Origin of the sequence: Streptomyces sp. P1-3, from assembly GCF_050613155.1 — a bacterium.
Classification (GTDB): Bacteria; Actinomycetota; Actinomycetes; order Streptomycetales; family Streptomycetaceae; genus Streptomyces.
Genome location: NZ_CP192512.1, coordinates 4,738,658 through 4,761,724, shown reverse-complemented (window position 1 = coordinate 4,761,724; position 23,067 = coordinate 4,738,658). Strand labels below are relative to the sequence as shown.

Here is a 23,067-nt window from a genome sequence, read left to right as displayed (position 1 = left end):
GACTGATCCAGTAGTCATGCTGTCGGCGCCCACTCGGCGGGTCAAGCCCGTGATGCGCATAGATAGCCCCGGTTGACGTGGCTCACATGACGCTGAGCAAGGTGAACGGTGCGGAGCACCCCCAAGGCTCCGGCATCTAGGCTCGTAGGAGACATTCCCGTCAGAGAGGCCCACCGTGGACGACACCCCCCTCACCCGCGCCGCCGTGCGCGGCGGCCGGGTCGTCGTGCCCGCCGCGCGGGGAGTCGACACGGGACGCGCGCGGCGCTGGGTGCCGGGCGGGGCGCTCGATGTCGGGCTCACGCTGGGGCCGCTGCGGCGTGGGCCCGGGGATCCGGCGTTCCGGGTCGGTGAGGACGGGGCCGTGTGGCGGGCCAGTCGGACGCCTGCCGGGGCCGGCACGCTGCGCATCGCTGTCGACGGGGACGGGGTCGTCGCCGAGGCGTGGGGGCCGGGCGCGGAGTGGCTGCTGGAGCGGGTTCCGGCGCTGTTGGGGGCCGAGGATGATCCGGCCGGGTTCGTGCCGCGGCACCGGCTGGTGCACGAGGCGCACCGGCGCCACCCGGGGCTGCGGCTGTGCCGTACCGGGCTCGTACTGGAGTCGCTGATCCCGTCGGTGCTGGAGCAGAAGGTGACCAGCGACGAGGCGTACCGGGCCTGGCGGCTGCTCCTCCAGCGGTACGGGGAGCCCGCGCCGGGGCCCGAGCCCTCCGGGCGGCTGCGGGTCATGCCCGATGCCCGTACGTGGGCGCTGATTCCCTCGTGGGAGTGGCACAAGGCGGGCGTCGACGCCAAGCGCGCCGCGACCATCGTCCGGGCCGTACGGGCCGCCCGGCGGCTGGAGGAGGCCGCGGGCATGGAGCCGGAGGCCGCCGCGGCCCGGCTCCAGGTGATCCCAGGAATCGGGCCCTGGACCGCCGCCGAGACGCTCCAGCGCAGCAACGGCTGTCCGGACGCGGTCACCACCGGCGATCTGCATCTGCCGAAGATCATCGGTTACGCGCTCACCGGGCGGCGCGGCGTCGACGACGCGGGCATGCTGGAGCTGCTCGCGCCGTACGCCGGGCAGCGGCACCGGGCCACGCGGCTGATCCTGCTGTCCGGCCGCGTCCCGCCGCGCCGCGCGCCCCGGTTCTCCGTACGCGACTTCCGCGCGATGTAGTGCCGTCCGGGCGACCGGGGAGAGCCGACGCAAGCCCGCCGCGGGGCCGAATCAGCGCCCGGTAGCCAGGGCCCACGGGCTCAGAGAGCGCCCCGTAGCCGGGCCCGGGGTAGGCCCGAAGAGCGGCTACTGGTCCGACGAGAAGCGCACCGCGCCCGCCGGGATGGCCGCGTCGCACCACACCCGCACACCGTCGCGCAGTTCGTTGTCCGGGCCCACCAGCGCGCCGTCGCCGACCACCGCGCCTTCCAGCACGGTACGGGCGCCGATCCGGGCGCCCGCGCCGACCAGGGAGTCGCGCACCTGCGCGCCCTCCTCCACGACCGCGCCCGCCAGCACCGTGCTGCCCTCGATCCGCGCGCCGGAGCCGACCTTGGCGTGCGGGCCGATGACGGTGCCGCCGGTCAGCTTCGCGTCGCGCGCGACGCTGGCACTGGACAGGACCAGCCGGTCGCCGCAGCGGCCGGGCACCGCCGGGGACGGGGCGCGGCCCAGGACCAGGTCGGCGGAGCCGCGGACGAACGCCTGCGGGGTGCCCAGGTCCAGCCAGTACGTGGAGTCGACCAGGCCCTGGAGGTGGGCGCCCTCGGCGAGCAGGCCGGGGAAGGTCTCGCGTTCGACGGAGACCGGGCGGCCGGCCGGGATCGTGTCGATGACGGACCGGGTGAAGACGTAGGCGCCCGCGTTGATCTGGTCGGTGACGATCTCCTCGGGCGTCTGCGGCTTCTCCAGGAAGGCGGTCACCCGGCCCGTCGAGTCGGTGGGGACCAGCCCGTACGCGCGCGGGTCGGTGACCCGGGTCAGGTGCAGGGAGACGTCGGCCCCGCTGGTGCGGTGGGTGTCGACCAGGGCGGGGATGTCGAGGCCGGTGAGGATGTCGCCGTTGAAGATCAGGACCGGGTCGTCGGGGCCGGAGCGCAGCCGGGAGGCGACGTTGCGGATCGCGCCGCCGGTGCCCAGCGGCTCGGTCTCGGTGACGTACTCCAGGTGCAGCCCGAGGGAGGAGCCGTCACCGAAGTGCGGTTCGAAGACCTCGGCCAGGTAGGAGGTGGCGAGGACGACGTGCTCCACCCCGGCGGCGCGGGCGCGCGCCAGCTGGTGGGTGAGGAACGGGACGCCCGCCGCCGGGACCATGGGTTTGGGGGTGTGCACCGTCATCGGGCGCAGCCGGGTGCCTTTGCCGCCGACCAGGAGGATCGCTTCTGGCGCGTTCGACGCACTTGCCACGTCTTGGTCTCTGCTTCCTGCTGGGGCTCGCCGGTTCGGCGGCCAGTGTATGCAGCCGTCCGCCGGGGCCCGGTCAGCGCCCCTGGAGGTCGGAGGCGGTGCTGCGGGCGCTGCCGAGCCTGGCGTACAGCGCGGCGCCGGGGCATTCGGTGACGAAGCCGTCCCGGTGCCCGGAGATCACCTTGAGCTGGACCCGGGCGCCCTTGCGGTACTTGTTGCTGCCACCGGAGACCAGGGTGGTGGTGCCCTGCGGGTTCGCGCCGAACAGGCCGAGCTTCCAGGCCGTCAGCTTGGCGATGGCCGCGACGGCGGCCTTGGAGGGGGCGGTGGAGGTGTAGGTGCCCAGCACGGCGATGCCCATGGTGTTGCTGTTGAAGCCCATGGTGTGCGCGCCCATGACGGCCTTCGTCACTCCCCCGGCCCGGCCCTCGTAGATGTTCCCGCACTTGTCGACGGCGAAGTTGTAGCCGAAGTCGCGCCAGCCGCTGCTCTTGACGTGGTACCGGTAGATGCCGCGCAGCATGGCGGGGGCCTGGGAGCAGGCGTAGCCGTTGCCGGTGGCGCTGTGGTGGATGAACGCGGCCCTGACCCGCTTGGTGTACACGTAGCCGCGTTCCCGCAGGCTCTCGTCGGCGCGCCAGCCGGCGCGGGTGATGATGCGCGGCCGCGGGGCCGCGAAGGGGCGGGCGGAGGTCCGCTCCGCGGGTTCCTCCGGAAGGATGTGGGACGGGTCGATCTCCGGTTCGGCCGCGCCTTCGGTGCCCTGGTCCTTGTCGGGAGCAGGGTCCTGGCCGGAGCCGGCGCTGTCGTCCGGCGGGAGGGCCGGTACGTCGCCGAAGATGGCGTCCGGCTCCGGGTCGAGGACGCGGGTGTCGTCGGCCTGCGCCTCGGCCGCCCGCGGGTCGGTGGCGCCCGCCGGGCCGGTGGCCGGCGCGGATCCGGCGATGGCCGGCGCGGATCCGGCCGTGGCCGCGCGTCCGGTGCCGCCCGCCGGGTCGGCGGCGGGCTCCCCGCCCGGGTCGACGAGTTCCAGCCGCAGCCCGGCGGGGAGCGGTCCGGCGGCGCGCTGGGGGCTCACCCGCACCTGCACCCCGTCCGAGGCGCCGACCCACAGGGGCGCGGTGCCGCCGCGCATGCGGCCCCCGCGCCACTCGGGCGAGCCCATGTCGGGGGCGTCGTCGGAGTGCGCCTGGAGCTGCTGCCAAGCGGACCACCGGCCGGTGGCGGAGGAGCGGGTGCGGACCTGCACCTGACCGTGCAGCTCCTTGCCCGGGTCGCGCCAGACGACTCCGACGAGGGAGAACGGCCGTACGTCCCGGGCCGCGAGCCCCTGGCTCGCGGCGCCCGCGGCGCCCGCGGCGCCCGCGGCGGACTCGGGCGCCGCGCGGTCGGAGGTGCTGCCGAGCGGGGTCAGCGGCAGCGACTGGGTGCTGCCGGGCAGTTCGGCCCCCGCGGGGGCCGCCGCCGGAGCGCTCGCGGGGGCGGCCCCGGCGAGCGCCGTGAGCGGGATGACGAGGGCGGTCGCACAGACGACGCCGATCGAGGATGCCAGGAATGCACGCATGTAGTGCATCGTGGACATCACGTCATAACTCTGTCTATTTATAACGATTGTCGCCGGTCCCGCCGATCAGGTGGCCCGGTCGTCCCCATGCCGCACGGCGAGGACCGCCGCCACGTACCCTGACGGCGATGAACGCCACCGACCGCACCCCCGCCGACCTGCTGCGATCCGCCCTCGCCGCGGATCCCGGCCGTCCGCTTGTCACCTTCTACGACGACGCCACCGGCGAACGCGTGGAACTGTCCGTGGCCACCTTCGCCAATTGGGTGGCGAAGACCGCCAACCTGCTCCAGGGCGACCTGGCCGCCGAGCCCGGCGACCGGCTGGCGCTGTTGCTGCCCGCGCACTGGCAGACCGCGGTCTGGCTGCTGGCCTGCTCCGCCACCGGCGTCGTCGCGGAACCGGGCGGCGACCCGGCGGCGGCCGATCTCGTGGTGAGCGGGCCGGAGGCGCTGGACGCGGCGCGCGCCTGCTCCGGGGAGCGGGTGGCCCTGGCGCTGCGCCCGCTGGGCGGGCGGTTCCCGCAGCCGCCGGAGGGCTTCGTCGACTACGCGGTGGAGGTACCGGGGCAGGGCGACCAGTTCGCCCCGTACGCCCCGGTGGACCCGGACGCGCCCGCACTCGCGCTGGGCGGCGTGGAGCTGACCGGGGCACAGGTGGTGGAGCGGGCACGGACGGACGCGGACGCTCGGGGGCTCGGCGCCGGTTCGCGGCTGCTGTCCGGCCTGCCGTACGACGGCTGGGACGGGCTGTCCGCCGGGCTGTTCGCTCCCCTGGCCGCCGGGGGCTCCGTCGTGCTGTGCCGGCACCTCGACCAGCTCGGCGTGGATGGGCTGGCCAAGCGGCGGGAGGACGAGCGGGTCACCGCCGTCGCCATGTGACGTCCGGATGTGACGTCCGGGCCCCGATGGCCGCCGGGCGCTGATCTTCGCCGGGCGCCGCCCGTCGCCCCCTTCAAGGCCGTCGCCCCCTTCAAGGCCGTCGCCCCCTTCAAGGCCGTCGCCCCGTACACGGCCGTCGCCCCGTACGAAACCGCCCGGTACAACGCCGCCACGTACAACCTTGTACCGCGCTCGTCCGTCTGCTCCTTAAATCGGCGAGCCCTGCATGGCTCCGCCGCCCTCGGCACTCGGCCGAGGGCGGCGGAGCGCGACGGGCGGGAGGACGCGGACGTGACGACTGACTGCCCTGACCCGGTGGCACCGCCGGCACCGCGGCGCCGCCGCCGCTGGCCGCGCTGGGTGGCGCTCGGCACCGCGGCGCTGGTGCTGTCCACCGCCGGAGTGGGCTGGTGGCTGTACGAGCGGCTCGACCGCAACATCACCACCGACACCCGCACAGCGCGCGAGCTGGAGCGGCACGCGGCCGAGCGCCCGGTATCGGTGGTGCGCGACGCGCAGAACATCCTGCTGATCGGCTCCGACACCCGCGGCGGGGAGGGCAACGGCAAGTACGGCCGGGACTCGGGCACCCAGCGCTCGGACACCACCATCCTGCTGCACCTGGCCGCCGACCGCCGCAGCGCGACCGCCGTCAGCGTCCCGCGCGATCTGATGGTGGACATCCCCGCCTGCGAGTCGGCGGACGGGAGGCCGGGCATCGCGCGGTTCGCCCAGTTCAACTCGGCCTTCGAGACCGGCGGCGCGGCCTGCACGATCCGTACGGTCGAGAAGCTGACCGGGATCCGCGTCGACCACCACATGATCGTCGACTTCCGCGGCTTCACGAGGATGGTGAACGCGGTGGGCGGCGTCGAGCTGTGCCTGGAGAAGCCCGTCGACGACGCCGAGGCGCGGCTGCGGCTGCCCGCGGGCCGGCAGACCCTGGACGGCGAGGAGGCCCTCGGCTACGTACGGGCCCGCTACAGCATCGGCGACGGCAGCGACACCGCGCGCATCGGCCGCCAGCAGGAGTTCCTGGGCGCGCTGGTGAAGAAGGTGAGCGGCAACGGCGTGCTGCTCAATCCGCGGCGGCTCTACCCGGTGCTCGACGCGGCGACGTCCTCGCTGACCACCGACCCGGGGCTCGGATCGCTGCGCAAGCTGTACGGACTGGTGAGCGAGGTGCGGGAGATCCCTGAGGACCGGTTCCGCTTCCTGACCGTGCCGCGCCAGCCGTACGCGTACAACGCCAACCGCGACGAACTGGTGCAGCCGGACGCGGACCGGCTCTTCCGGCGGCTGCGACTGGATGAACCGGTACCGGCGCCCGAAACGGTGTCCGCGGGGGGCGATGACACCGGGAACGACCGGCCTCTCAGCCATGTCGGCACCCGCACGGTGGACACCAAGTGCGGGTAAAGCAGGGCAAAAGCCAGCATCGGTCGACCGTGCGGATCTCGAAAAGATCTCGAAAGGATTGGGCAGATTGCCCAGTTGTAGGGGAGTGGAATTTGTCACCGACGTCGCTTGACGCTGAACTGGGCGGATAGTGTGAGCGCTCCGGTGCGCAAGACCTGGCCAATCGCGCACCAATGAACGACTGACCCGGCGCCCTGAGGGGGAGGCGCCGCGTGGCACCGACGGAGGACACAGGCGACCGTGGACGCGCAAGGCCATGGGCGAGCGGGTGACATCGATCCCGCCGATCAGTGGGTGTTCGACCCGAACACCGGCAGCTATGAGCTGCGGCTGGACCCCGCTGGGGACCCGGCGCCCGCCTCCGGGAATCAGGACGCAGGGAGACCGGCCGGCACCGGCCGTCGGCGTGCCCGGGCACCCGAGCACACCCGGGTGCCCGAGCCGCGCGGCGGCCGCCGCCGGGCGGCCGGAAAAGGCCCCTCCGAGGACTTCGGTGGGCCGGACGGGCCGGGTGGGCCCGGCGGGCCGCCCGGTCGGGCCGGGCGCCGCAAGCCCAAGCCGAAGAAGTCCAGGAAGCGGAAGATCCTTTACTGGACCGGCGGCGTCCTGGCCTTCCTGCTGGTCGGCACGTCCGTCGCGGCGTACCTGATCTACCAGCACCTCAACGGCAACATAAAGAAGGTCGACGTCGGCGAGAAGAACCCCGCCGTCATCGACGGCCCGGTCAACATCCTGGTCATCGGCACCGACAAGCGTGACGGCAAGGGCAACAAGGGCTACGGCGACGAGGGCAGCGTCGGGCACGCGGACACCACGATCCTCTTCCACGTCTCCGAGGACCGCTCCAACGCCACCGCGCTGAGCATCCCCCGCGACATGATCACGGACATCCCGGAGTGCTCGACCGAGCAGCCGGACGGCTCCAGGAAGACGATCCCCGGCAGCAAGGGCGTCCGCTTCAACACCAGCCTGGGCCAGTCCGGCCGCGACCCCGGCTGCACCTGGCAGACGGTGGAGAAGCTGACCGGGCTGAACATCAGCCACTTCATGATGGCCGACTTCAACGCGGTCAAGACGATCTCCTCGGCGGTCGGCGGCGTCGACGTATGCGTGAAGCGCGACATCGACGACCCCAAGTCGCATCTGAAGCTGTCCAAGGGACGCCACACGATCGAGGGCGAGGAGGCGCTGGCGTTCGTCCGGACCCGGCACGCCGTCGGCTACGGCAGCGACCTGGACCGGATCCAGATGCAGCAGCAGTTCCTCAGCGCGATGATGCGCAAGGTGAAGTCCGGCGGCACGCTCACCAACCCGAAGAAGACGTGGAAGCTGGCCAACGCCGCGACCAAGGCGCTCACCGTCGACACCGGCATAGGCAGTGTCGGCAAGCTCAAGGACCTGGCGCAGGACCTGAGCCAGGTCGACCTCAAGCACGTCACGTTCACCACCGTGCCGGTGGTGGACAACACCGACGGCGCCACCGTGCTGCTCGACAAGGCCAAGGCCGATCCGCTGTTCGCCATGGTCAGGGATGACGTGTCGCTGACCGAGGTGAAGAAGCAGCAGAAGGCGCAGAAGGCCAAGGAAGCCGCCCGCCTCAAGGGAACCAAGGCCGATCCGGCCGACGTCCGTGTGAGGGTACTGAACGGTAGCGGCGAGTTCGGCGCCGCACAGGACACGGTCGAATGGATGCAGAACGACGAAGGCATGATCCGCTCCAGCAACGGCGGTAACGCTCCGAAGGAGTTGAAGAAGACGACGCTGGAGTACGCGCCGAACCAGGCCGACCAGGCACGTCGGTTGGCCGACAGCATGGGCCTGCCGGGCTCCGCGCTGAAGGAAGGCGCCGAGGACGCCGACCCCATGGCCGAGATGACGCTGACGCTCGGCGGGGACTTCAAGGGCGCGGGCACGCCCATCACCGCGCCGCGGAAGGCGCCGGAGAACATCCAGCGGGTCAACGGCGACGACAAGCTCTGCGCCGGCTGACAAGGCGACGACGAAGCGACGACGACCGTCCGGAGCGGGACCGCCCATCGCTCCGGACGGGGCGCGCCGCACTCAATCAACGGGGGAGGCCCGATGGGGCAGGAGAGCAGGCTGCACGGGCAGGGCCGCCGTCGGCGCACGCCCGCGGCCCAGGGGTCGGGCGGGGGCGCCGAGGTGGACTCGGGCGGGTACGAGGAGCCGGCCGTCAGCGGCTCCGGGGAGCCGGTCCGGCGCCCGGTCGACGGCGGCGCAGGCCCGGACCGCACCGCCGTGCCCGGCCCGCGGGGCGGCGCCCCCGGCCCGCGCCCCGGTCCCGGTGGCCGCCGTCGGCGTCGCGCCCCGCGCAAGCAGCGCAGCAAGGGCGTGCGAATACTCAAGTGGACCGCGCTGAGCCTGGCGGTCCTGATCCTGGCCGCGGCCGGTGCGGGCTATCTCTACTACCTGCACCTGAACGGCAACATCAGGAAAGAGGACCGCAACCTCGGCGACAGCGACCTGGAGAGGGGCCCGGCGAACGCGGACGGCCAGCGGCCGCTGAACATCCTGCTGCTGGGTTCCGACAGCCGTAACTCCAAGGAGAACGTCAAGCTCGGCGGCGCCCGCGACATGCAGGGAGACGCACCGCGCGCCGACGTCCAGATGCTGCTGCACGTCTCGGCCGACCGCAGCAGCATGTCGGTGATCAGCATTCCGCGCGACACCCGCGTGAAGATCCCCAAGTGCACGGCGAAGGACGGCACGGTCTACCCGGAGACCACGAACCAGACCATCAACAACAGCATGCAGCACGGCGGTCCGGGCTGCACGGTCGCCGCCTGGCAGGAGCTGACCGGCATCTACATCGACCACTTCATGAAGATCGAGTTCTCCGGCGTGGTGGACATGGCCGACGCGGTCGGCGGCGTCCCGGTCTGTGTCAGGGACAACGTCTACGACAAGGACTCCGGTCTGCGCATGGAGGAGGGCGAGCACGAGGTGAAGGGCGAGCAGGCCCTGCAGTGGCTGCGCACCCGGCACGGCTTCGAGGACGGCAGCGACATCGGCCGGGCCAAGGCCCAGCACATGTACATGAGCGCGATGGTCCGCCAGTTGAAGTCGGGCACCAAGCTGACCGACCCGGGCAAGCTGATGGACCTGGCGGAGGCGGCGACCAAGGCGCTCACCGTCGACCCCGGCCTGGGCACCGTCAAGAAGCTCTACGACCTGGGCAACGAACTCAAGCGGGTGCCCACCAAGCGGATCACCATGACCACCATGCCGTGGGTCCCGGACCCGCAGGACGACGACCATGTGATCCCGAAGCCGGGCGACGCCGACAAGATCTTCTCGCTGCTGCGCGACGACATCGCGCTGGACGGCAAGGACAAGAAGAAGCCGAAGAGCAGCAAGTCCGCCGCGCCCGCGCCGTCGGTGCCCAAGGCCGAGATCCCGGTGACGGTGCAGAACGGCACCGGCACCGCCTCACTGGGTCCGGTGCCGCAGCGCGCGAAGGTCATCGCCGACACTCTGGTGCAGAAGGGCTTCGCGAAGGCCGTCGCCGACGCCACGCCCAAGTCGCAGGCGGACACGACGATCACGTATCCCAAACCGGAATTCCAGGGTGACGCGCTGGCCTTGGCCAAGGCGCTCGGGCTGCCGGAGAGCGCCGTGCGCGTTTCCACCTCGGTCACGCAGGTGACCCTGGTCGTGGGCGCGGACTGGCGCGAGGGCACGGCCTATCCGAAGGCCGCGGGCAGCGGCGGCGACGCGTCCAAGGACGACGGCGAGGCGCCGAGCATGTCGGATGCGCTCAACGGCGACGACAAGGGGGCCTGCATGAAGGTCAATCCGCTCAACCGCTTCTGACGGTCAGGCCGTACGACGGCGAACGCCGGACCGGCCCTCTGGGGCTGGTCCGGCGTTCTGCACGGGGCTCGGCGGTTCGCCGGTCAGCGCGTGACGACCGCCTCCCGGCGGCTCGCGATGACCTTCTTCGCCAGCGCGCGCGGGCTGGTCAGGAAGCCCCAGCCCCACGACATGTGCATCGTCGCCAGCGCCACCGGTATCTGCAGCCGGGCCTTCAACGGCAGCCCCTTGCCCGCCGGGACCGAGCCCGCGGCGATCGCCGCCAGATAGCCCGCCGGGACGGCGAAGCCCCAGGGGGTGAGCGCGGCGCCGACCACCACTCCGGCGGCGATGGCGCAGACCGCGGTCGGCGGCGCCAGGTAGCGCAGGTTGATCGAGCCCTGGTGGTAGCGGGCGACGACATGCCGCCAGCGGCCGTAGTCCTTGTACTGCTTGGCCAGCGCCTTCACGCTGGGCCGCGGCCGGTAGGAGACCTTCAGCTCCGGCGAGAACCAGATCAGGCCGCCCGCCTCGCGGATCCGGAAGTTCAGCTCCCAGTCCTGGGCGCGGATGAACTCCTCGTTGTAGCCGCCCTGCTGCTCCAGCGCCTCGCGCCGGAAGACACCCAGGTACACGGTCTCCGCCGGGGCCGCGGCACCGCCGGTGTGGAAGGCCGCGTTGCCGACGCCGATCTTGGAGGTCATGGCGGCGGCGACCGCGTGCTCCCAGTCGTTCTCGCCCTCGGCGTGCATGATCCCGCCGACGTTCTGGGCGCCGGTCTCCTCCAGCAGCCGCACGGCGGTGGCGATGTAGTTCGGCGAGAGCATGCCGTGGCCGTCGACGCGGACCACGATCGGGTGCCGGGACGCCTTGATCGCGGCATTCAGCGCGGCGGGGGTGCGGCCGGTGGGGTTGGGCACCGTGTGCACCCGCGGGTCTTCCCGCACGAGCTCGGCGGCGATCTCGTCGGTCCGGTCCGTGGACGGGCCGAGCGCGATCACCACCTCCATCTCGCCGGCGTACTCCTGCGCCAGGATGTGCCGCACGGAATTGCGGAGGTGGCGTTCCTCATTGAGCACCGGCATGATCACGGAGACGGCCGGAGGCTGCTGCTCAGACATCGTTCCTCGGGGGTACGGCCCCGTGGCGGCCGCCGCGTCGCGGCAGCGCCCCCGGGTGGCTGCGAGTATCGAGGCCACGTTACCGCTAATGGGGGACACCGCATCGCCCCGGCCGAGTGGCAGCGGCGGTACGGGCGGCGTGGAGCGCCTCGGGTGCTCATCGTATGGGCCTACGGTCACTGGGCGCCGCTGTCCCACTCGTACCCCTCCCCTCGCCCGTACCCCTCCCCACGCCCTGCTTTCCTCTCCTCGTCGCGGAGGTCTTGTCACGTGACCGGTCCCGACCGTCCCCCGCGCCCCGCCCCGGCCCGCCGCCCCCGCTGGGGTCTGCGGCTGGGCACCGGGGCCGCCGTCCTGGTCCTGGCCGCCGGCGGCATCGGGCACGCCCTGGTCACCGGGCTGGAGTCGAACATCCAGCGGGTCGACGCCTTCGAAGGGCTCAACGACCGGCCCAGGGGCAGCGACGGGATGAACGTCCTGCTCGTGGGCACCGACGGCCGCGACAAGATCAGCCTGGCGGACAGGAGGCGCTACCAGCTGGGCGGCGCCCCCTGCCACTGCACCGACACGATGATGCTGGTGCACCTGTCCGGGGACCGGGAGCGGGCCAGTGTGGTGAGCCTGCCGCGCGACTCGTACGCCCGGATCCCGGCGTACACCGACCGCAGGACCGGCGAACGGCACCCCGCGCATCCGCAGAAGATCAACGCCGCGTACGCCGAGGGCGGCCCCAGCCTGACCGTGCGCACCGTCGAGCACATGACCGGGGTGCACATCGACCACTACGTGGAGCTGGACTTCACCAGCTTCATCAGGACCGTCGACGTGGTGGGCGGGGTGGAGGTCTGCACCCGGCGGCCGCTGCGGGACTCGCACACCGGTCTCGACCTGGCGGCGGGCAAGCACACCCTGGACGGCGGCCAGGCGCTCCAGTACGTCCGGTCCCGGCATCTCGACGGCGCCGCCGACCTGAGCCGGATGGGGCGCCAGCAGCGGTTCCTGGCCGCACTGCTGCGCAAGGCCACCGACAGCGGGGTGCTGCTGAACCCGGTGAAGTTCAACAAGGTCGCCACCACCATGCTGGGCTCCGTCCGCGCCGACCGCGGCTTCGGGACCCTTGAGCTGGTGGCCCTCGGCCGCGCCATGCGGGGCTTCACCCCCTCGTCCTCGGAGTTCGCCTCGGTGCCGCTCCGCGACGCGAGCCACCACGTGCCGGGGGTCGGCTCCACCGTTCGCTGGGACAAGGCCGGGGCGGCCCGGCTCTTCAAGGCCATCCGCCAGGACCGGCCGCTGGCCGTGCGGCGCCCGGCGCGCAAGGACAGCTCACCCGCCGTGGTGGAGGTGGCCCCGTCCCGGATCCGCGTCGAGGTGGTCAACGGGACCCCGGCCGAGGGGCTGGGCGCCGAGGTCGCCCGGCAGCTGCGCGCGAACGGCTTCGCCACCACCGGCTCGGCCGTGGCCGCGCCCGCGCCCGTGCGGCGCACGGTGATCTCGTACGACCCGGGCTGGGACCGCTCGGCGCGCTCCCTGCTGGCCGCGCTGCCGGGGGCGGAGCTGCGGGCGGCGCCCGGGCAGGGGCCGGTGCTGCGGGTGACGCTCGGCACGGACCACCGGGGCGTGCACCGGGTACGGGCCCAGCGCCCGGACCGGAGCGGCAGCGGGTACGGGGCGGTCACCGGCGATCAGGTCGACTGCGGCTGAACCAGTCCGTCGACTGCGGCTGGACGAGCCGCTGCGAGCCGGTCCGGATGCGGCCGGGCAAGGCGCTGCCGGAGCCGGACCCGATGCGACCGCGGGTACACCGCGCCGCCGCCGGGCAGGCCGCTGCCGCCGCTCGGCGCGTACTGCCGTGTGCGCCCTTCGCACGCTTCCGCACACCCGTTCCCCTACCCCGCCGCGCCCCCCTCTCCGTACCCCCTGCGCACCCCTGCCGTACCCCCTGTCCGCACCCCCCTCCGGCGGCGGTCCGCCCTCCCGGGGAAGCTCCTCCGTAACGCTTTGACCAGGCACTTCGCCGTCCCCTTGACGGTTCGGACGGGCCTTCCCCAGGCCGATGGGATTGCTGGACGGCGGCGGGCGGGCTCGCTAGCTTGGCCGGGTCACCAAGCACCGAGGGCGCGGCTCCCTCGCACCTCCTCGTCTGCGCTGGAAGGTCCGATGCTGCATCAGGCGTGTCCCCCGCCCCGCCGAGAGTTCACCTCGCGCGGGGCGCAACTGGCCCACCCTCGACTGCCCTGGCTCCAGAGATCCTTCAACACGGCCTTCCGTCCCTTCGCCACCCGTCTGTGGCCGCTCGACGCGGAGCGGCTCAAGAGCGGGGCCCGGGCCGGGACGGGGCTCGTGGACTTCGGGGACGAGGCCCCGCTGGACGAGCCGCTCGCCGTCCTGTGCGAGTCGCTGAACCGCGAGATACGCCTGAGCCCGAACGGCCGCTTCGTCCTCCAGAGCCAGCTGGCCGGGAGCCTGGCCAACCGGCTGCGGCTGATGGACCTCATGGCCCGCCGCCCGGAGGTCTTCCAGGCCCCGGTCGTCCGTCCGCTGTTCGTCGCCGGCATCCCGCGCACCGGCACCACCTTCGTCCAGAAGCTGCTGGGCCAGGACCCGCACTGGCGGACGCTGCCGCTGTGGGAGACCCGGCATCCGCTCCCGGACGGGGACCCGGCGGTCCCGCCGCCCGACCCGGACCCGCGGATCGCCCGCAGCCGCAAGGAGCTGCGCATGGTCCACCGGCTGCTGCCCGAGCAGGCCGCGATGCACGAGCTGGTGCACGACGAGCCGGAGGAGGAGTATCCGCTCCTGGCCGCCGGGCACTGCTCGTCGATGTACGAGAACGCCGTGCTCGTCCCGGCGTACACCCGGTGGTTCACCGGCGCCGACCACCGCGGCGGCTACCGGCTCTTCCGCCGCTACCTGCAGTTCATGCAGTGGAGCCGCCCGCGGGGCGAGCGGTGGGCGCTGAAGACCCCTGGCCACCTGGAGATGCTGATCCCGCTGCTGGACACCTTCGAGGACGCCACCGTGGTGCACACCCACCGCGACCCGGTGACCTCGGTGGTCTCCCTCAGCAACATGCTCAGCTACGACGCGCGCACCTACTTCGACCACCCGGACCCGCATGTGATCGGCCGGTGCGCCGCGGACTTCACCGAGCGCCTGCTGCGTGCCGCGCTCCGGGACCGCGAGGCGGCCGGTGACCGCCTGGTGGACGTCTTCTTCCGCGAGCTGATCTCCGACCCGGTCCGCGAGCTGCGCCGGGTGTACGAGACGGCGGACCGCGAGCTGGACGCCGGTACCGAACGGGCGATGCGCGGCTTCGCCGAGTCCGAGGGCCGCCGCGCCGGCCGCCACCGCTACGCGGCCGAGGACTTCGCGCTGAGCGTCCCGGAGCTGCGCGAGCGCTTCGCGTTCTACTACGACTTCTTCGACCTGGCGCCCGAGAAGCCCTGACTTCCCGGCCGGACCGGGTGGACCCTCGTCAGTCCTCGATGCCCTCGGCGGCGCGCTTGGCGCGCAGCTCCATGATCGCGCGGCGGCGGGCGAGCCGGTGCGTGCGCCGGATCTGGGCCTCCTGGTAGCGCCGCTTGTCGCGCTCGGTCTCCGGGATCACCGGCGGCACCGGCCGGGGCTTGCCCTCGGCGTCGACGGCGGCGAAGACCAGGTAGGCGCTGCCGACCTGGGTGGCGGGCGTGGACTCGTTCCAGCGCTCGGCGAGCACCCGGACGCCGACCTCCATGGAGGACCGTCCGACCCAGTTGACCTGCGCCTTCACATGAACGAGGTCGCCGACGTGGACGGGTTCCAGGAAGGCCATCTCGTCCATGGAGGCGGTGACGGCCGGCCCGCCGGAGTGCCGTCCGGCGACCGCGCCCGCCGCGTCGTCCACCAGCTTCATGATCACGCCGCCGTGGACCGTACCGAGGAGGTTGGTGTCACTCGCGGTCATGATGTGGCTGAGCGTGGTGCGGGACGCCGAGGTGGGCTTCCCCGGCAGAGGCTCAGGGGCGGGCTGCTCGATCATGCGTCCACTGTATGCGCGGCCGGGTACGCGGTGGGAACCGCGCCCGGCACCGCGGCGGGAGCCCGGCGAGAGTTCACGGGCGGCGACACACCGCAGCACAAACAGCCACACAACCGACGGCCATTGCATCAGCTCTGCAACAGCCGCGGCCCGATCCGGCACCCGGCCTGTGAGGCCACCGGACGGACCGGGCACACTCCTCCCATGAACGATTGGCCCGAGGGGCGGACCAGCGACGGCAGGGAGCGGTACGGGCGCGGCAGCCACGGCGCGCAGCCGGAGGGCGCCCGCGCCATGCCGCAGGTGCGGCGCGGCGGCATGCCGGGCCCGCAGCGGCAGCCTGCCGAGCCGCCGCTGCCGCCCGAGCTGTCGCCCCGCGGTCCGGTACCGCAGCAGCGCTACCAGTCGCCCGATGGCCCGGCCGGCGCAGGCGGCTACGACGAGTACGACGACGGCTACAACACCGGCCAGGTCTACGGCCACGGCAGCCCGAACGGTCCGGCAGGCGCCGGGCCGGACCAGGGCCGCGGCAGCGGCCCCGGCGGCCCGCGCCCGCCCCGGCAGGCGCCCGGCAGGCCGAAGAACTGGAAGAAGCGCATCGGCATAGGCGCCGCGGTCATCTTGGCCGTGCTGCTGGTGGACGGCATCGTCACGTACTTCTGGGCCGACTCCAAGCTGCGCCGCGAGGTCGACCTGAGCAAGGTCGAGGACCGCCCCGCCGGCGGAGAGGGCACCAACTACCTGATCGTGGGTTCGGACAGCCGCGAGGGCATGTCCGACGAGGCCAAGAAGAAGCTGCACACCGGCTCCGCCACCGGCCGCCGCACTGACTCGATGATCCTGCTGCACGTCGGTGACAACGGGAACACCATGGTCAGCCTGCCCCGCGACTCGTGGGTGACCATCCCGGCGTTCACCGGTTCGGAGAGCGGCAAGCGCTACCAGCCCAGCCAGAACAAGCTGAACGCGTCCTTCTCCTCCGACGGCCCCGGGCTGCTGGTCCGCACGGTCGAGTACAACACCGGCCTGCGGATCGACCACTACGCGGAGATCGGCTTCGACGGCTTCGCCAAGATCGTGGACGCGGTCGGCGGTGTGGAGATCGACATCCCGCAGGACATGAAGGAGAAGCACGCCGGCACGAACTTCAAGAAGGGCAAGCAGACGCTGGACGGCCGCGAGGCACTCGCCTTCGTCCGGCAGCGCTACGGCCTTGCGGGCGGCGACCTGGACCGCGCGAAGAACCAGCAGAAGTTCCTGTCCGCGCTGGCCAACAAGGCCGCCACACCGAGCACGATCATCAACCCGTTCAAGCTCTACCCGACCATGGGCGCCGGTCTGGACAACCTCATCGTCGACAAGGACATGAGCCTGTGGGACCTGAAGGAGATGTTCTTCGCGATGAAGGGCGTCTCCGGCGGTGACGGCAAGCAGATGAACATGCCGGTCGCCAACCCGGGCTACGCCACGCCCAAGGGCAGCGCGGTGCTGTGGGACAAGGCCAAGGTCAAGCAGCTGGTCGAGCAGCTGAAGAACGACGAGAAGGTCACCGTCTCCGGCAACTGAACCGCGACGCGAAAGCGCCGGACGGGCTCGCTGGCCCGTCCGGCGCTTTTCCGTACCGGAGTCCTTACGGCAGGTTGCGGGCCATGACGATGCGCTGGACCTGGTTGGTGCCCTCGTAGATCTGCGTGATCTTCGCGTCCCGCATCATCCGCTCCACCGGATAGTCCCGCGTGTAGCCGTAACCACCCAGCAGCTGGACCGCGTCCGTGGTGACCTCCATCGCCACATCCGACGCGAAGCACTTCGCCGCCGCGCCCTGGAACGTCAGATCCGCATCCCCACGCTCCGACTTCGCCGCCGCCGCATACGTCAACTGGCGCGCGGCCTCGATCTTCATCGCCATGTCGGCCAGCATGAACTGGATCCCCTGGAAGTCCGCGATCGGCTTCCCGAACTGCTTACGCTCCCGCACATAGCCCTTGGCGTAGTCCAGCGCCCCCTGCGCGATCCCCAGCGCCTGGGCGGCGATCGTGATCCGCGTGTGGTCGAGGGTCTTCATCGCCGTGGCGAAGCCCGTACCCTCCGCGCCGATCATCCGGTCCGCCGGGATCCGCACGTTGTCCAGATACACCTCACGGGTCGGAGAACCCTTGATCCCCAGCTTCTTCTCCGGCGCGCCGAAGGAGACGCCCTCATCACCCTTCTCCACCACGAACGCGCTGATGCCCTTGCTGCGCTTCTCCGGGTCGGTGACCGCCATCACCGTGTAGTACTCCGAGACGCCCGCGTTGGTGATCCACCGCTTCACACCGTTGAGGATGTAGTGGTCGCCGTCGCGTACCGCGCGGGTCTTCATCCCCGCCGCGTCCGAACCCGCGTCCGGCTCGGACAGGCAGTACGAGAACATCGCATCGCCCTTGGCCAGCGGACCCAGGTACTTGCGCTTCAGCTCCTCCGAACCCGACAGGATCACCGGAAGCGACCCCAGCTTGTTCACCGCCGGAATCAACGACGAGGACGCGCACACCCGCGCGACCTCCTCGATCACGATCACCGTCGCCAGCGCGTCCGCCCCCGCACCCCCGTACGACTCCGGCACATGCACCGCGTGCAGATCATTGGCCACCAGCGCGTCCAGCGCCTCCTGCGGGAACCGCGCCTCCTCATCGACCGCCGCCGCGAACGGCGCGATCTTCGCCTCAGCGAGCCCCCGCACCGACTCACGAAGCATCTCGTGCTCCTCCAGCGGCCGGTACAGGTCGAAGTCCGCGGATCCCGCCAAGGTTCTCACTCCTCTGAGTGCTAACTACCGTTAAGTAACAGAATTCTATGGGCGTGATTCGGCCGGGTACAGGTGAGCTTGCCGACAGCGCCGACCCTGCCCCCTGACGGCCCCGACTATGCTCAGGCTGCGCGTTTGCTCGCACGTCCGTCCATACCTGCTGTTGGAGCCCCGCATGGCCCTCAAGATCACCGTGATCGGCACCGGATACCTCGGCGCCACGCACGCCGCGGCGATGGCCGAGCTCGGCTTCGAGGTGCTGGGGCTCGACGTCGTCCCGGAGAAGATCGCGATGCTCGCGGCGGGCCGGGTGCCGATGTACGAGCCGGGGCTGGAGGAGCTGCTGCACCGGCATGTGGCGGGCATCGAGGGTTCGACCGGCCGGCTGCGCTTCACCACCTCCTACGAGGAGGTGGGCGAGTTCGGCGACGTCCACTTCGTCTGCGTGAACACTCCGCAGAAGCACGGCGAGTACGCGTGCGACATGAGCTTCGTGGACAGCGCCTTCGAGTCGCTCGCCCCGCATCTGCGCCGGCCGGCGCTGGTGGTCGGCAAGTCGACCGTGCCGGTGGGCAGCGCGGCCCGGCTCGCCGCCCGGCTGGCGGAGCTGGCCCCGGCGGGCGCGGACGCCGAGCTGGCCTGGAACCCGGAGTTCCTGCGCGAGGGCTTCGCCGTCGAGGACACCCTGCACCCGGACCGGATCGTCGTGGGCGTCACCAGCGACCAGGCCGAGAAGGTGCTGCGCGAGGTGTACGCCACACCGGTCGGGGAGGGCTCCCCGTTCGTCGTCACCGACTTCCCGACCGCCGAGCTGGTCAAGACCGCCGCCAACTCCTTCCTGGCCACCAAGATCTCGTTCATCAACGCGATGGCGGAGATCTGCGAGGCGTCCGACGGCGACGTGGTGAAGCTCGCCGAGGCCATCGGCCACGACGACCGGATCGGGCGGAAGTTCCTGCGCGCCGGGATCGGCTTCGGCGGCGGCTGCCTGCCCAAGGACCTGAGGGCCTTCATGGCGCGCGCCGGCGAGCTGGGCGCGAGCCAGGCGCTGACCTTCCTCCGCGAGATCGACTCCATCAACATGCGGCGCCGCGGCCACATGGTGGAGCTGGCCCGCGATGCGGTGGGCGGCAGCTTCCTCGGCAAGCGGGTCGCGGTGCTCGGCGCGACGTTCAAGCCGGACTCCGACGATGTACGGGACTCCCCCGCGCTCAACGTCGCCGGGCAGATCCACCTCCAGGGCGGCCAGGTGACGGTCTTCGACCCCAAGGGCATGGACAACGCGCGCGCCGTCTTCCCGACCCTCGCCTACGCGCCGAACGCGCCGGAAGCGGTGCGCGGCGCCCACGCGGTGCTGCACCTGACCGAGTGGGCCGAGTTCCGCGAGCTGGACCCGGCCCAGCTGGGCGAGGTCGTCGCGGAACGGCGCATCCTGGACGGGCGCAACACCCTGGACCCGGCGCGGTGGCGCGACGCGGGCTGGAACTTCCGGGCGATGGGCCGCCCGCACGCCTGACCCCCGGGACAGCCCGCCGGGAGATAGCCTGCACTCCTCCGCACCCCGTCCGCACCGAGGGAGGAATCATGGCCGTCGCCGCCATGGGCGTCACCGTCCTGGACTGCCCCGACCCCCGCGCGCTCGCCGACTTCTACGCCGCCGTGCTGGGCGGAACGGTGCAGGCCGACCGGGAGGACTGGGTCGAGGTCCTCGGCACCCACGGCAACCGCCTCCTCGCGTTCCAGCGGGTCGTCGGCTACGTACCGCCGCGCTGGCCGAGCACGGAGCACTCCCAGCAGCTGCACCTGGACTTCGACGTGCCGCGGGAGCAGCTGGACGACGCCGAGCGCGAGGTCCTCGCACTCGGCGCGACGCTGCTCCAGGGCGACGACGGCGGCGAGCGGGACTGGCGGGTCTACCGCGACCCGGCGGGGCACCCCTTCTGCCTGTGCGCCTGCTGACCGGCGCCCGCGGTACCCGGGCCGCGGGAGTCAGCCGTCGAGCTGGTCGATCGTGGCGATCGACGGACTCCTGGTGGCGCGCAGGTCGCGGGCCGTGTCCTCGGCGGCGCGCAGCGTGCGGACCGCGTTCCGCCAGGTGAGTTTCGCCAGGTCCGCGGTGGACCACTTGCGGGCCAGGAGTTCGGCGACGAGGTTCGGGTAGCCCGCCACGTCGGCCAGGTCGGCCGGGGTGAAGGCGGTGCCGTCGAAGTCGCCGCCGATCCCGATGTGGTCGACGCCCGCGACCTCGCGCATGTGGTCGAGGTGGTCGGCGACGGTGGCGGCGGTCGCGAGGGGGCGCGGGGTGGTCTCCTCGAAGGCCCGGTGCACGGCCATGGCCTCGGCGGTGGTGTCGAGATGGTGGAACCCGTGGGCGCGCATGTTCTCGTCGGCGGCCTTCGTCCAGGCGATGGCCTCGGGCAGGATGAACTTCGGTACGAAAGTCGCCATCGCGATACCGCCGTTGGCGGGCAGCGCCGCCAGGACGTCGTCCGGGACGTTGCGCGGGTGGTCGCAGACGGCGCGGGCCGAGGAATGCGAGAAGACCACGGGCGCGGCGGACACCCGCAGGGCGTCCCGCATGGTGTCGGCCGAGACGTGGGAGAGGTCGACCAACATGCCGAGCCGGTTCATCTCCCGCACGACCTCCTCGCCGAAGCGGGTCAGGCCGTTCGCCCGGGGCTCGTCGGTGGCGGAGTCGGCCCAGGGGACGTTGTCGTTGTGGGTGAGCGTCATATAGCGGACGCCCAGGTCGTACAGGGCGCGCAGGGTCGCCAGCGAGCAGTTGATGCTGTGGCCGCCCTCGGCGCCCATGAGGGACGCGATCCGGCCCTCCGCTCGCGCCGCCTCCATGTCGTCGGCGGTGAACGCGAGCCGCAGATCTTCGGGGTAGCGGTCGGCCAACCGCCGTACCACGTCGATCTGTTCGAGGGTGGCGCTGACGGCGTTGTCACCGCTGAAGTCCGAGCGGACGAAGACCGACCAGAACTGCGCGCCGACGCCGCCCGCCCGCAGCCTGGGGATGTCGGTGTGCAGATGGGCGCGCTGGTCGGTGGCGATGTCGCGGCGGCCGAGGTCGTACCGCACCTGCGCGCGCAGCGCCCAGGGGAGGTCGTTGTGGCCGTCGACGACCGGGTGGACGGCCAGCAGTTCGCGCGCCTGTGCGAGGAGGTCGGTCATGATCCCATCCTCGTACGGCCCGCGGCCGAAGTCACGCCCCGGTCACGCCGTCGGCGGGGTCCGTGGTGAGGCCGGGTCACCTGGCGAGGCTCAGGTCACTTGTTGAAGCCGAAGCGTGCCGCGCCTTCCACCTTCGCGCGCAGCCGCTTGCCCTTCTCGGTGGCCTGCTCGTTCAGCTCGACCTGGAAGTGCCGCATACGCTCCAGCAGTTCGGGGTCGTGCGCGGCGAGCATCCGGGCGGCCAGCAGCCCGGCGTTGCGGGCGCCGCCGACGGAGACCGTGGCGACGGGCACGCCCGCGGGCATCTGCACGATCGACAGCAGCGAGTCCATGCCGTCGAGGTACTTGAGCGGCACCGGGACGCCGATCACCGGCAGCGGGGTGACGGAGGCGAGCATGCCCGGCAGGTGGGCGGCGCCACCCGCGCCCGCGATGATCGCCTTCAGGCCCCGGGAGGCGGCGCTCTCGCCGTAGGCGACCATCTCGTGCGGCATCCGGTGCGCCGAGACCACATCGACCTCGTACGGGATCTCGAACTCGTCCAGGGCCTTGGACGCCGCCTCCATGACGGGCCAGTCGGAGTCGGAGCCCATGACGATGCCGACGACGGGGCCGGTGGGGGTCGTACTCATTCGGTGATGGTCCCTCGGAGGTAGTCGGCGGCATGCCGGGCGCGCGCGATGACGTCGGCCAGATCGTCGCCGTAGGTATTGACGTGGCCGACCTTACGGCCCGGCTTCACGTCCTTGCCATACATGTGGATCTTCAATCCCGGGTCGCGGGCCATGCAGTGCAGATACGCCGGGTACATGTCCGGATAGTCGCCGCCCAGCACGTTCACCATGACGGTCCACTTCGCGCGCGGGCGGGGGTCGCCCAGCGGCAGGTCGAGGACGGCACGCACATGGTTGGCGAACTGCGAGGTGATCGCGCCGTCCTGGGTCCAGTGGCCGGAGTTGTGTGGGCGCATCGCCAGCTCGTTGACCAGGATGCGGCCGTCGCGGGTCTCGAACAGCTCGACGGCGAGATGGCCGACGACGTCCAGTTCCTCGGCGACGCGCAGCGCCAGCCGCTGGGCCTGGGCGGACAGCTCGGCGGAGAGCTCGGGGGCGGGGGCGATCACGGTGTCGCAGACGCCGTCGGTCTGGACGGACTCCACGACGGGGTAGGCGACGGCCTGGCCGTGCGGGGACCGTACGACGTTGGCCGCCAGCTCGCGCGCGAAGTCGACCTTCTCCTCGGCGAGGACGGGCACCCCGGCGCGGAACGGCTCGGCGGCCGCCGTCTCGTCCCCGACCACCCACACGCCCTTGCCGTCGTAGCCGCCGCGCACGGTCTTGAGGACGACCGGGAAGCCCGCGCCCTCCTCGGCGAAGCGGGTCACGTCGGCCGCGTCGGTCACGATCCGGTGACGCGGGCACGGGACGCCGATCTCGTCGAGCCTGGCCCGCATGACGCCCTTGTCCTGGGCGTGCCGCAGGGCCTCGATGCCGGGGCGGATGACGACGCCTTCCGCTTCGAGAATCCGCAGATGCTCGGCCGGGACATGCTCGTGATCGAAGGTGACCACGTCACAGCCTTGTGCGAAAGCACGAAGGGTTTCCAGGTCGCGGTAGTCGCCGATGACGACGTCGTTCACCACCTGGGCCGCAGAGTCCTGCGGGGTGTCGCTGAGCAGTTTGAACCTGATGCCGAGCGGGATGCCTGCCTCGTGGGTCATACGGGCGAGCTGGCCACCGCCGACCATGCCGACTACCGGGAATGTCACGCACCCAGGGTAAACGCCCGCGGGGCCGACCCGGTCAACTTGGAGGATCACCCGAACGGGGGAAAGTGCACGCCGGGCCCGGCCCGGCACCCAATTGCCGACACCTGTGAGCGGGGGCCTGAGCGGGCT

At 72.0% G+C, this 23,067-nt stretch carries 18 protein-coding genes; 10 read left to right on the top strand and 8 right to left on the bottom strand.

The genetic code is table 11. The annotated features are described in order from the left end of the window. Window positions 1–226: 226 nt before the first annotated feature. Window positions 227–1,162: a DNA-3-methyladenine glycosylase family protein gene (locus ACQUSR_RS20680; protein WP_431047742.1), complete on the top strand. Its 936-nt coding sequence runs from the start codon at window positions 227–229 to the stop codon at window positions 1,160–1,162. 126 nt (window positions 1,163–1,288) lie between these two features. On the opposite strand, the gene ACQUSR_RS20675 is transcribed toward ACQUSR_RS20680, so the two are convergent. Both ACQUSR_RS20675 and ACQUSR_RS20670 read right to left on the bottom strand, forming a co-directional pair. Continuing rightward, window positions 1,289–2,389: a sugar phosphate nucleotidyltransferase gene (locus ACQUSR_RS20675; RefSeq protein WP_431044073.1), complete on the bottom strand. Its 1,101-nt coding sequence runs from the start codon at window positions 2,387–2,389 to the stop codon at window positions 1,289–1,291. A 73-nt stretch (window positions 2,390–2,462) separates the two neighbouring features. Continuing rightward, on the bottom strand, window positions 2,463–3,953 hold the full coding sequence (locus ACQUSR_RS20670; RefSeq protein ID WP_431044072.1) for an N-acetylmuramoyl-L-alanine amidase: 1,491 nt from the start codon (window positions 3,951–3,953) through the stop codon (window positions 2,463–2,465). A gap of 128 nt (window positions 3,954–4,081) precedes the next feature. Here ACQUSR_RS20670 and ACQUSR_RS20665 point away from each other — a divergent pair, with 128 nt between their 5' ends. The 4 genes from ACQUSR_RS20665 (at window position 4,082) to ACQUSR_RS20650 (ending at window position 10,087) form a co-directional block, all read left to right on the top strand. Beyond that, window positions 4,082–4,834 carry a TIGR03089 family protein gene (locus ACQUSR_RS20665; RefSeq protein ID WP_431044071.1) on the top strand — a complete coding sequence of 251 codons (753 nt, stop codon included), beginning with the start codon at window positions 4,082–4,084 and terminating at the stop codon, window positions 4,832–4,834. Between the two features lie 9 nt (window positions 4,835–4,843). Beyond that, on the top strand, window positions 4,844–6,253 hold the full coding sequence (locus ACQUSR_RS20660; protein WP_431044070.1) for an LCP family protein: 1,410 nt from the start codon (window positions 4,844–4,846) through the stop codon (window positions 6,251–6,253). A gap of 240 nt (window positions 6,254–6,493) precedes the next feature. Next, window positions 6,494–8,242 carry an LCP family protein gene (locus tag ACQUSR_RS20655; protein WP_431044069.1) on the top strand — a complete coding sequence of 583 codons (1,749 nt, stop codon included), beginning with the start codon at window positions 6,494–6,496 and terminating at the stop codon, window positions 8,240–8,242. Between the two features lie 93 nt (window positions 8,243–8,335). Further along, complete coding sequence (locus tag ACQUSR_RS20650; RefSeq protein WP_431044068.1) at window positions 8,336–10,087, top strand: LCP family protein; 1,752 nt, start codon at window positions 8,336–8,338, stop codon at window positions 10,085–10,087. An 83-nt stretch (window positions 10,088–10,170) separates the two neighbouring features. Here ACQUSR_RS20650 and ACQUSR_RS20645 read toward each other — a convergent pair whose 3' ends face one another. Next, entirely contained in the window at window positions 10,171–11,187 is a 1,017-nt protein-coding gene (locus ACQUSR_RS20645) for a glycosyltransferase family 2 protein (RefSeq protein WP_431044067.1), read from the bottom strand. Window positions 11,188–11,457: 270 nt separating this feature from the next. Here ACQUSR_RS20645 and ACQUSR_RS20640 point away from each other — a divergent pair, with 270 nt between their 5' ends. Next, window positions 11,458–12,888 (top strand): LCP family protein, encoded by a 1,431-nt coding sequence (locus tag ACQUSR_RS20640; RefSeq protein ID WP_431044066.1) that lies wholly within the window; start codon window positions 11,458–11,460, stop codon window positions 12,886–12,888. A 456-nt stretch (window positions 12,889–13,344) separates the two neighbouring features. Continuing rightward, on the top strand, window positions 13,345–14,634 hold the full coding sequence (locus tag ACQUSR_RS20635; protein WP_431044065.1) for a sulfotransferase family protein: 1,290 nt from the start codon (window positions 13,345–13,347) through the stop codon (window positions 14,632–14,634). A 28-nt stretch (window positions 14,635–14,662) separates the two neighbouring features. Here the strand turns inward: ACQUSR_RS20635 and ACQUSR_RS20630 are convergent, their stop codons facing one another. Continuing rightward, a complete protein-coding gene (locus ACQUSR_RS20630; protein WP_431044064.1) occupies window positions 14,663–15,205 on the bottom strand; it encodes an acyl-CoA thioesterase in 543 nt (180 codons plus the stop codon). Window positions 15,206–15,409: 204 nt separating this feature from the next. On the opposite strand from ACQUSR_RS20630, the gene ACQUSR_RS20625 reads away from it, so the two are divergent. Further along, window positions 15,410–16,771, top strand: a complete 1,362-nt coding sequence (locus tag ACQUSR_RS20625) for an LCP family protein (RefSeq protein WP_431044063.1) — start codon at window positions 15,410–15,412, stop codon at window positions 16,769–16,771. 64 nt (window positions 16,772–16,835) lie between these two features. Here ACQUSR_RS20625 and ACQUSR_RS20620 read toward each other — a convergent pair whose 3' ends face one another. After that, the gene (locus ACQUSR_RS20620; protein WP_431044062.1) at window positions 16,836–17,993 is read right to left on the bottom strand and encodes an acyl-CoA dehydrogenase; all 1,158 of its coding nucleotides are present in this window, start codon (window positions 17,991–17,993) and stop codon (window positions 16,836–16,838) included. A 175-nt stretch (window positions 17,994–18,168) separates the two neighbouring features. Here ACQUSR_RS20620 and ACQUSR_RS20615 point away from each other — a divergent pair, with 175 nt between their 5' ends. Continuing rightward, on the top strand, window positions 18,169–19,509 hold the full coding sequence (locus ACQUSR_RS20615; protein ID WP_431044061.1) for a UDP-glucose dehydrogenase family protein: 1,341 nt from the start codon (window positions 18,169–18,171) through the stop codon (window positions 19,507–19,509). Window positions 19,510–19,577: 68 nt separating this feature from the next. Further along, the gene (locus ACQUSR_RS20610) at window positions 19,578–19,952 is read left to right on the top strand and encodes a VOC family protein (RefSeq protein ID WP_431044060.1); all 375 of its coding nucleotides are present in this window, start codon (window positions 19,578–19,580) and stop codon (window positions 19,950–19,952) included. A gap of 30 nt (window positions 19,953–19,982) precedes the next feature. On the opposite strand, the gene ACQUSR_RS20605 is transcribed toward ACQUSR_RS20610, so the two are convergent. The 3 genes from ACQUSR_RS20605 to ACQUSR_RS20595 form a co-directional block, all read right to left on the bottom strand. Then, the gene (locus tag ACQUSR_RS20605; RefSeq protein ID WP_431044059.1) at window positions 19,983–21,170 is read right to left on the bottom strand and encodes a dipeptidase; all 1,188 of its coding nucleotides are present in this window, start codon (window positions 21,168–21,170) and stop codon (window positions 19,983–19,985) included. 95 nt (window positions 21,171–21,265) lie between these two features. Continuing rightward, window positions 21,266–21,802, bottom strand: a complete 537-nt coding sequence (gene purE / locus ACQUSR_RS20600; protein WP_431044058.1) for a 5-(carboxyamino)imidazole ribonucleotide mutase — start codon at window positions 21,800–21,802, stop codon at window positions 21,266–21,268. After that, on the bottom strand, window positions 21,799–22,938 hold the full coding sequence (locus tag ACQUSR_RS20595; RefSeq protein WP_431044057.1) for a 5-(carboxyamino)imidazole ribonucleotide synthase: 1,140 nt from the start codon (window positions 22,936–22,938) through the stop codon (window positions 21,799–21,801). Before ACQUSR_RS20595 ends, purE begins: the two co-directional genes overlap by 4 nt. Window positions 22,939–23,067: the final 129 nt, after the last annotated feature.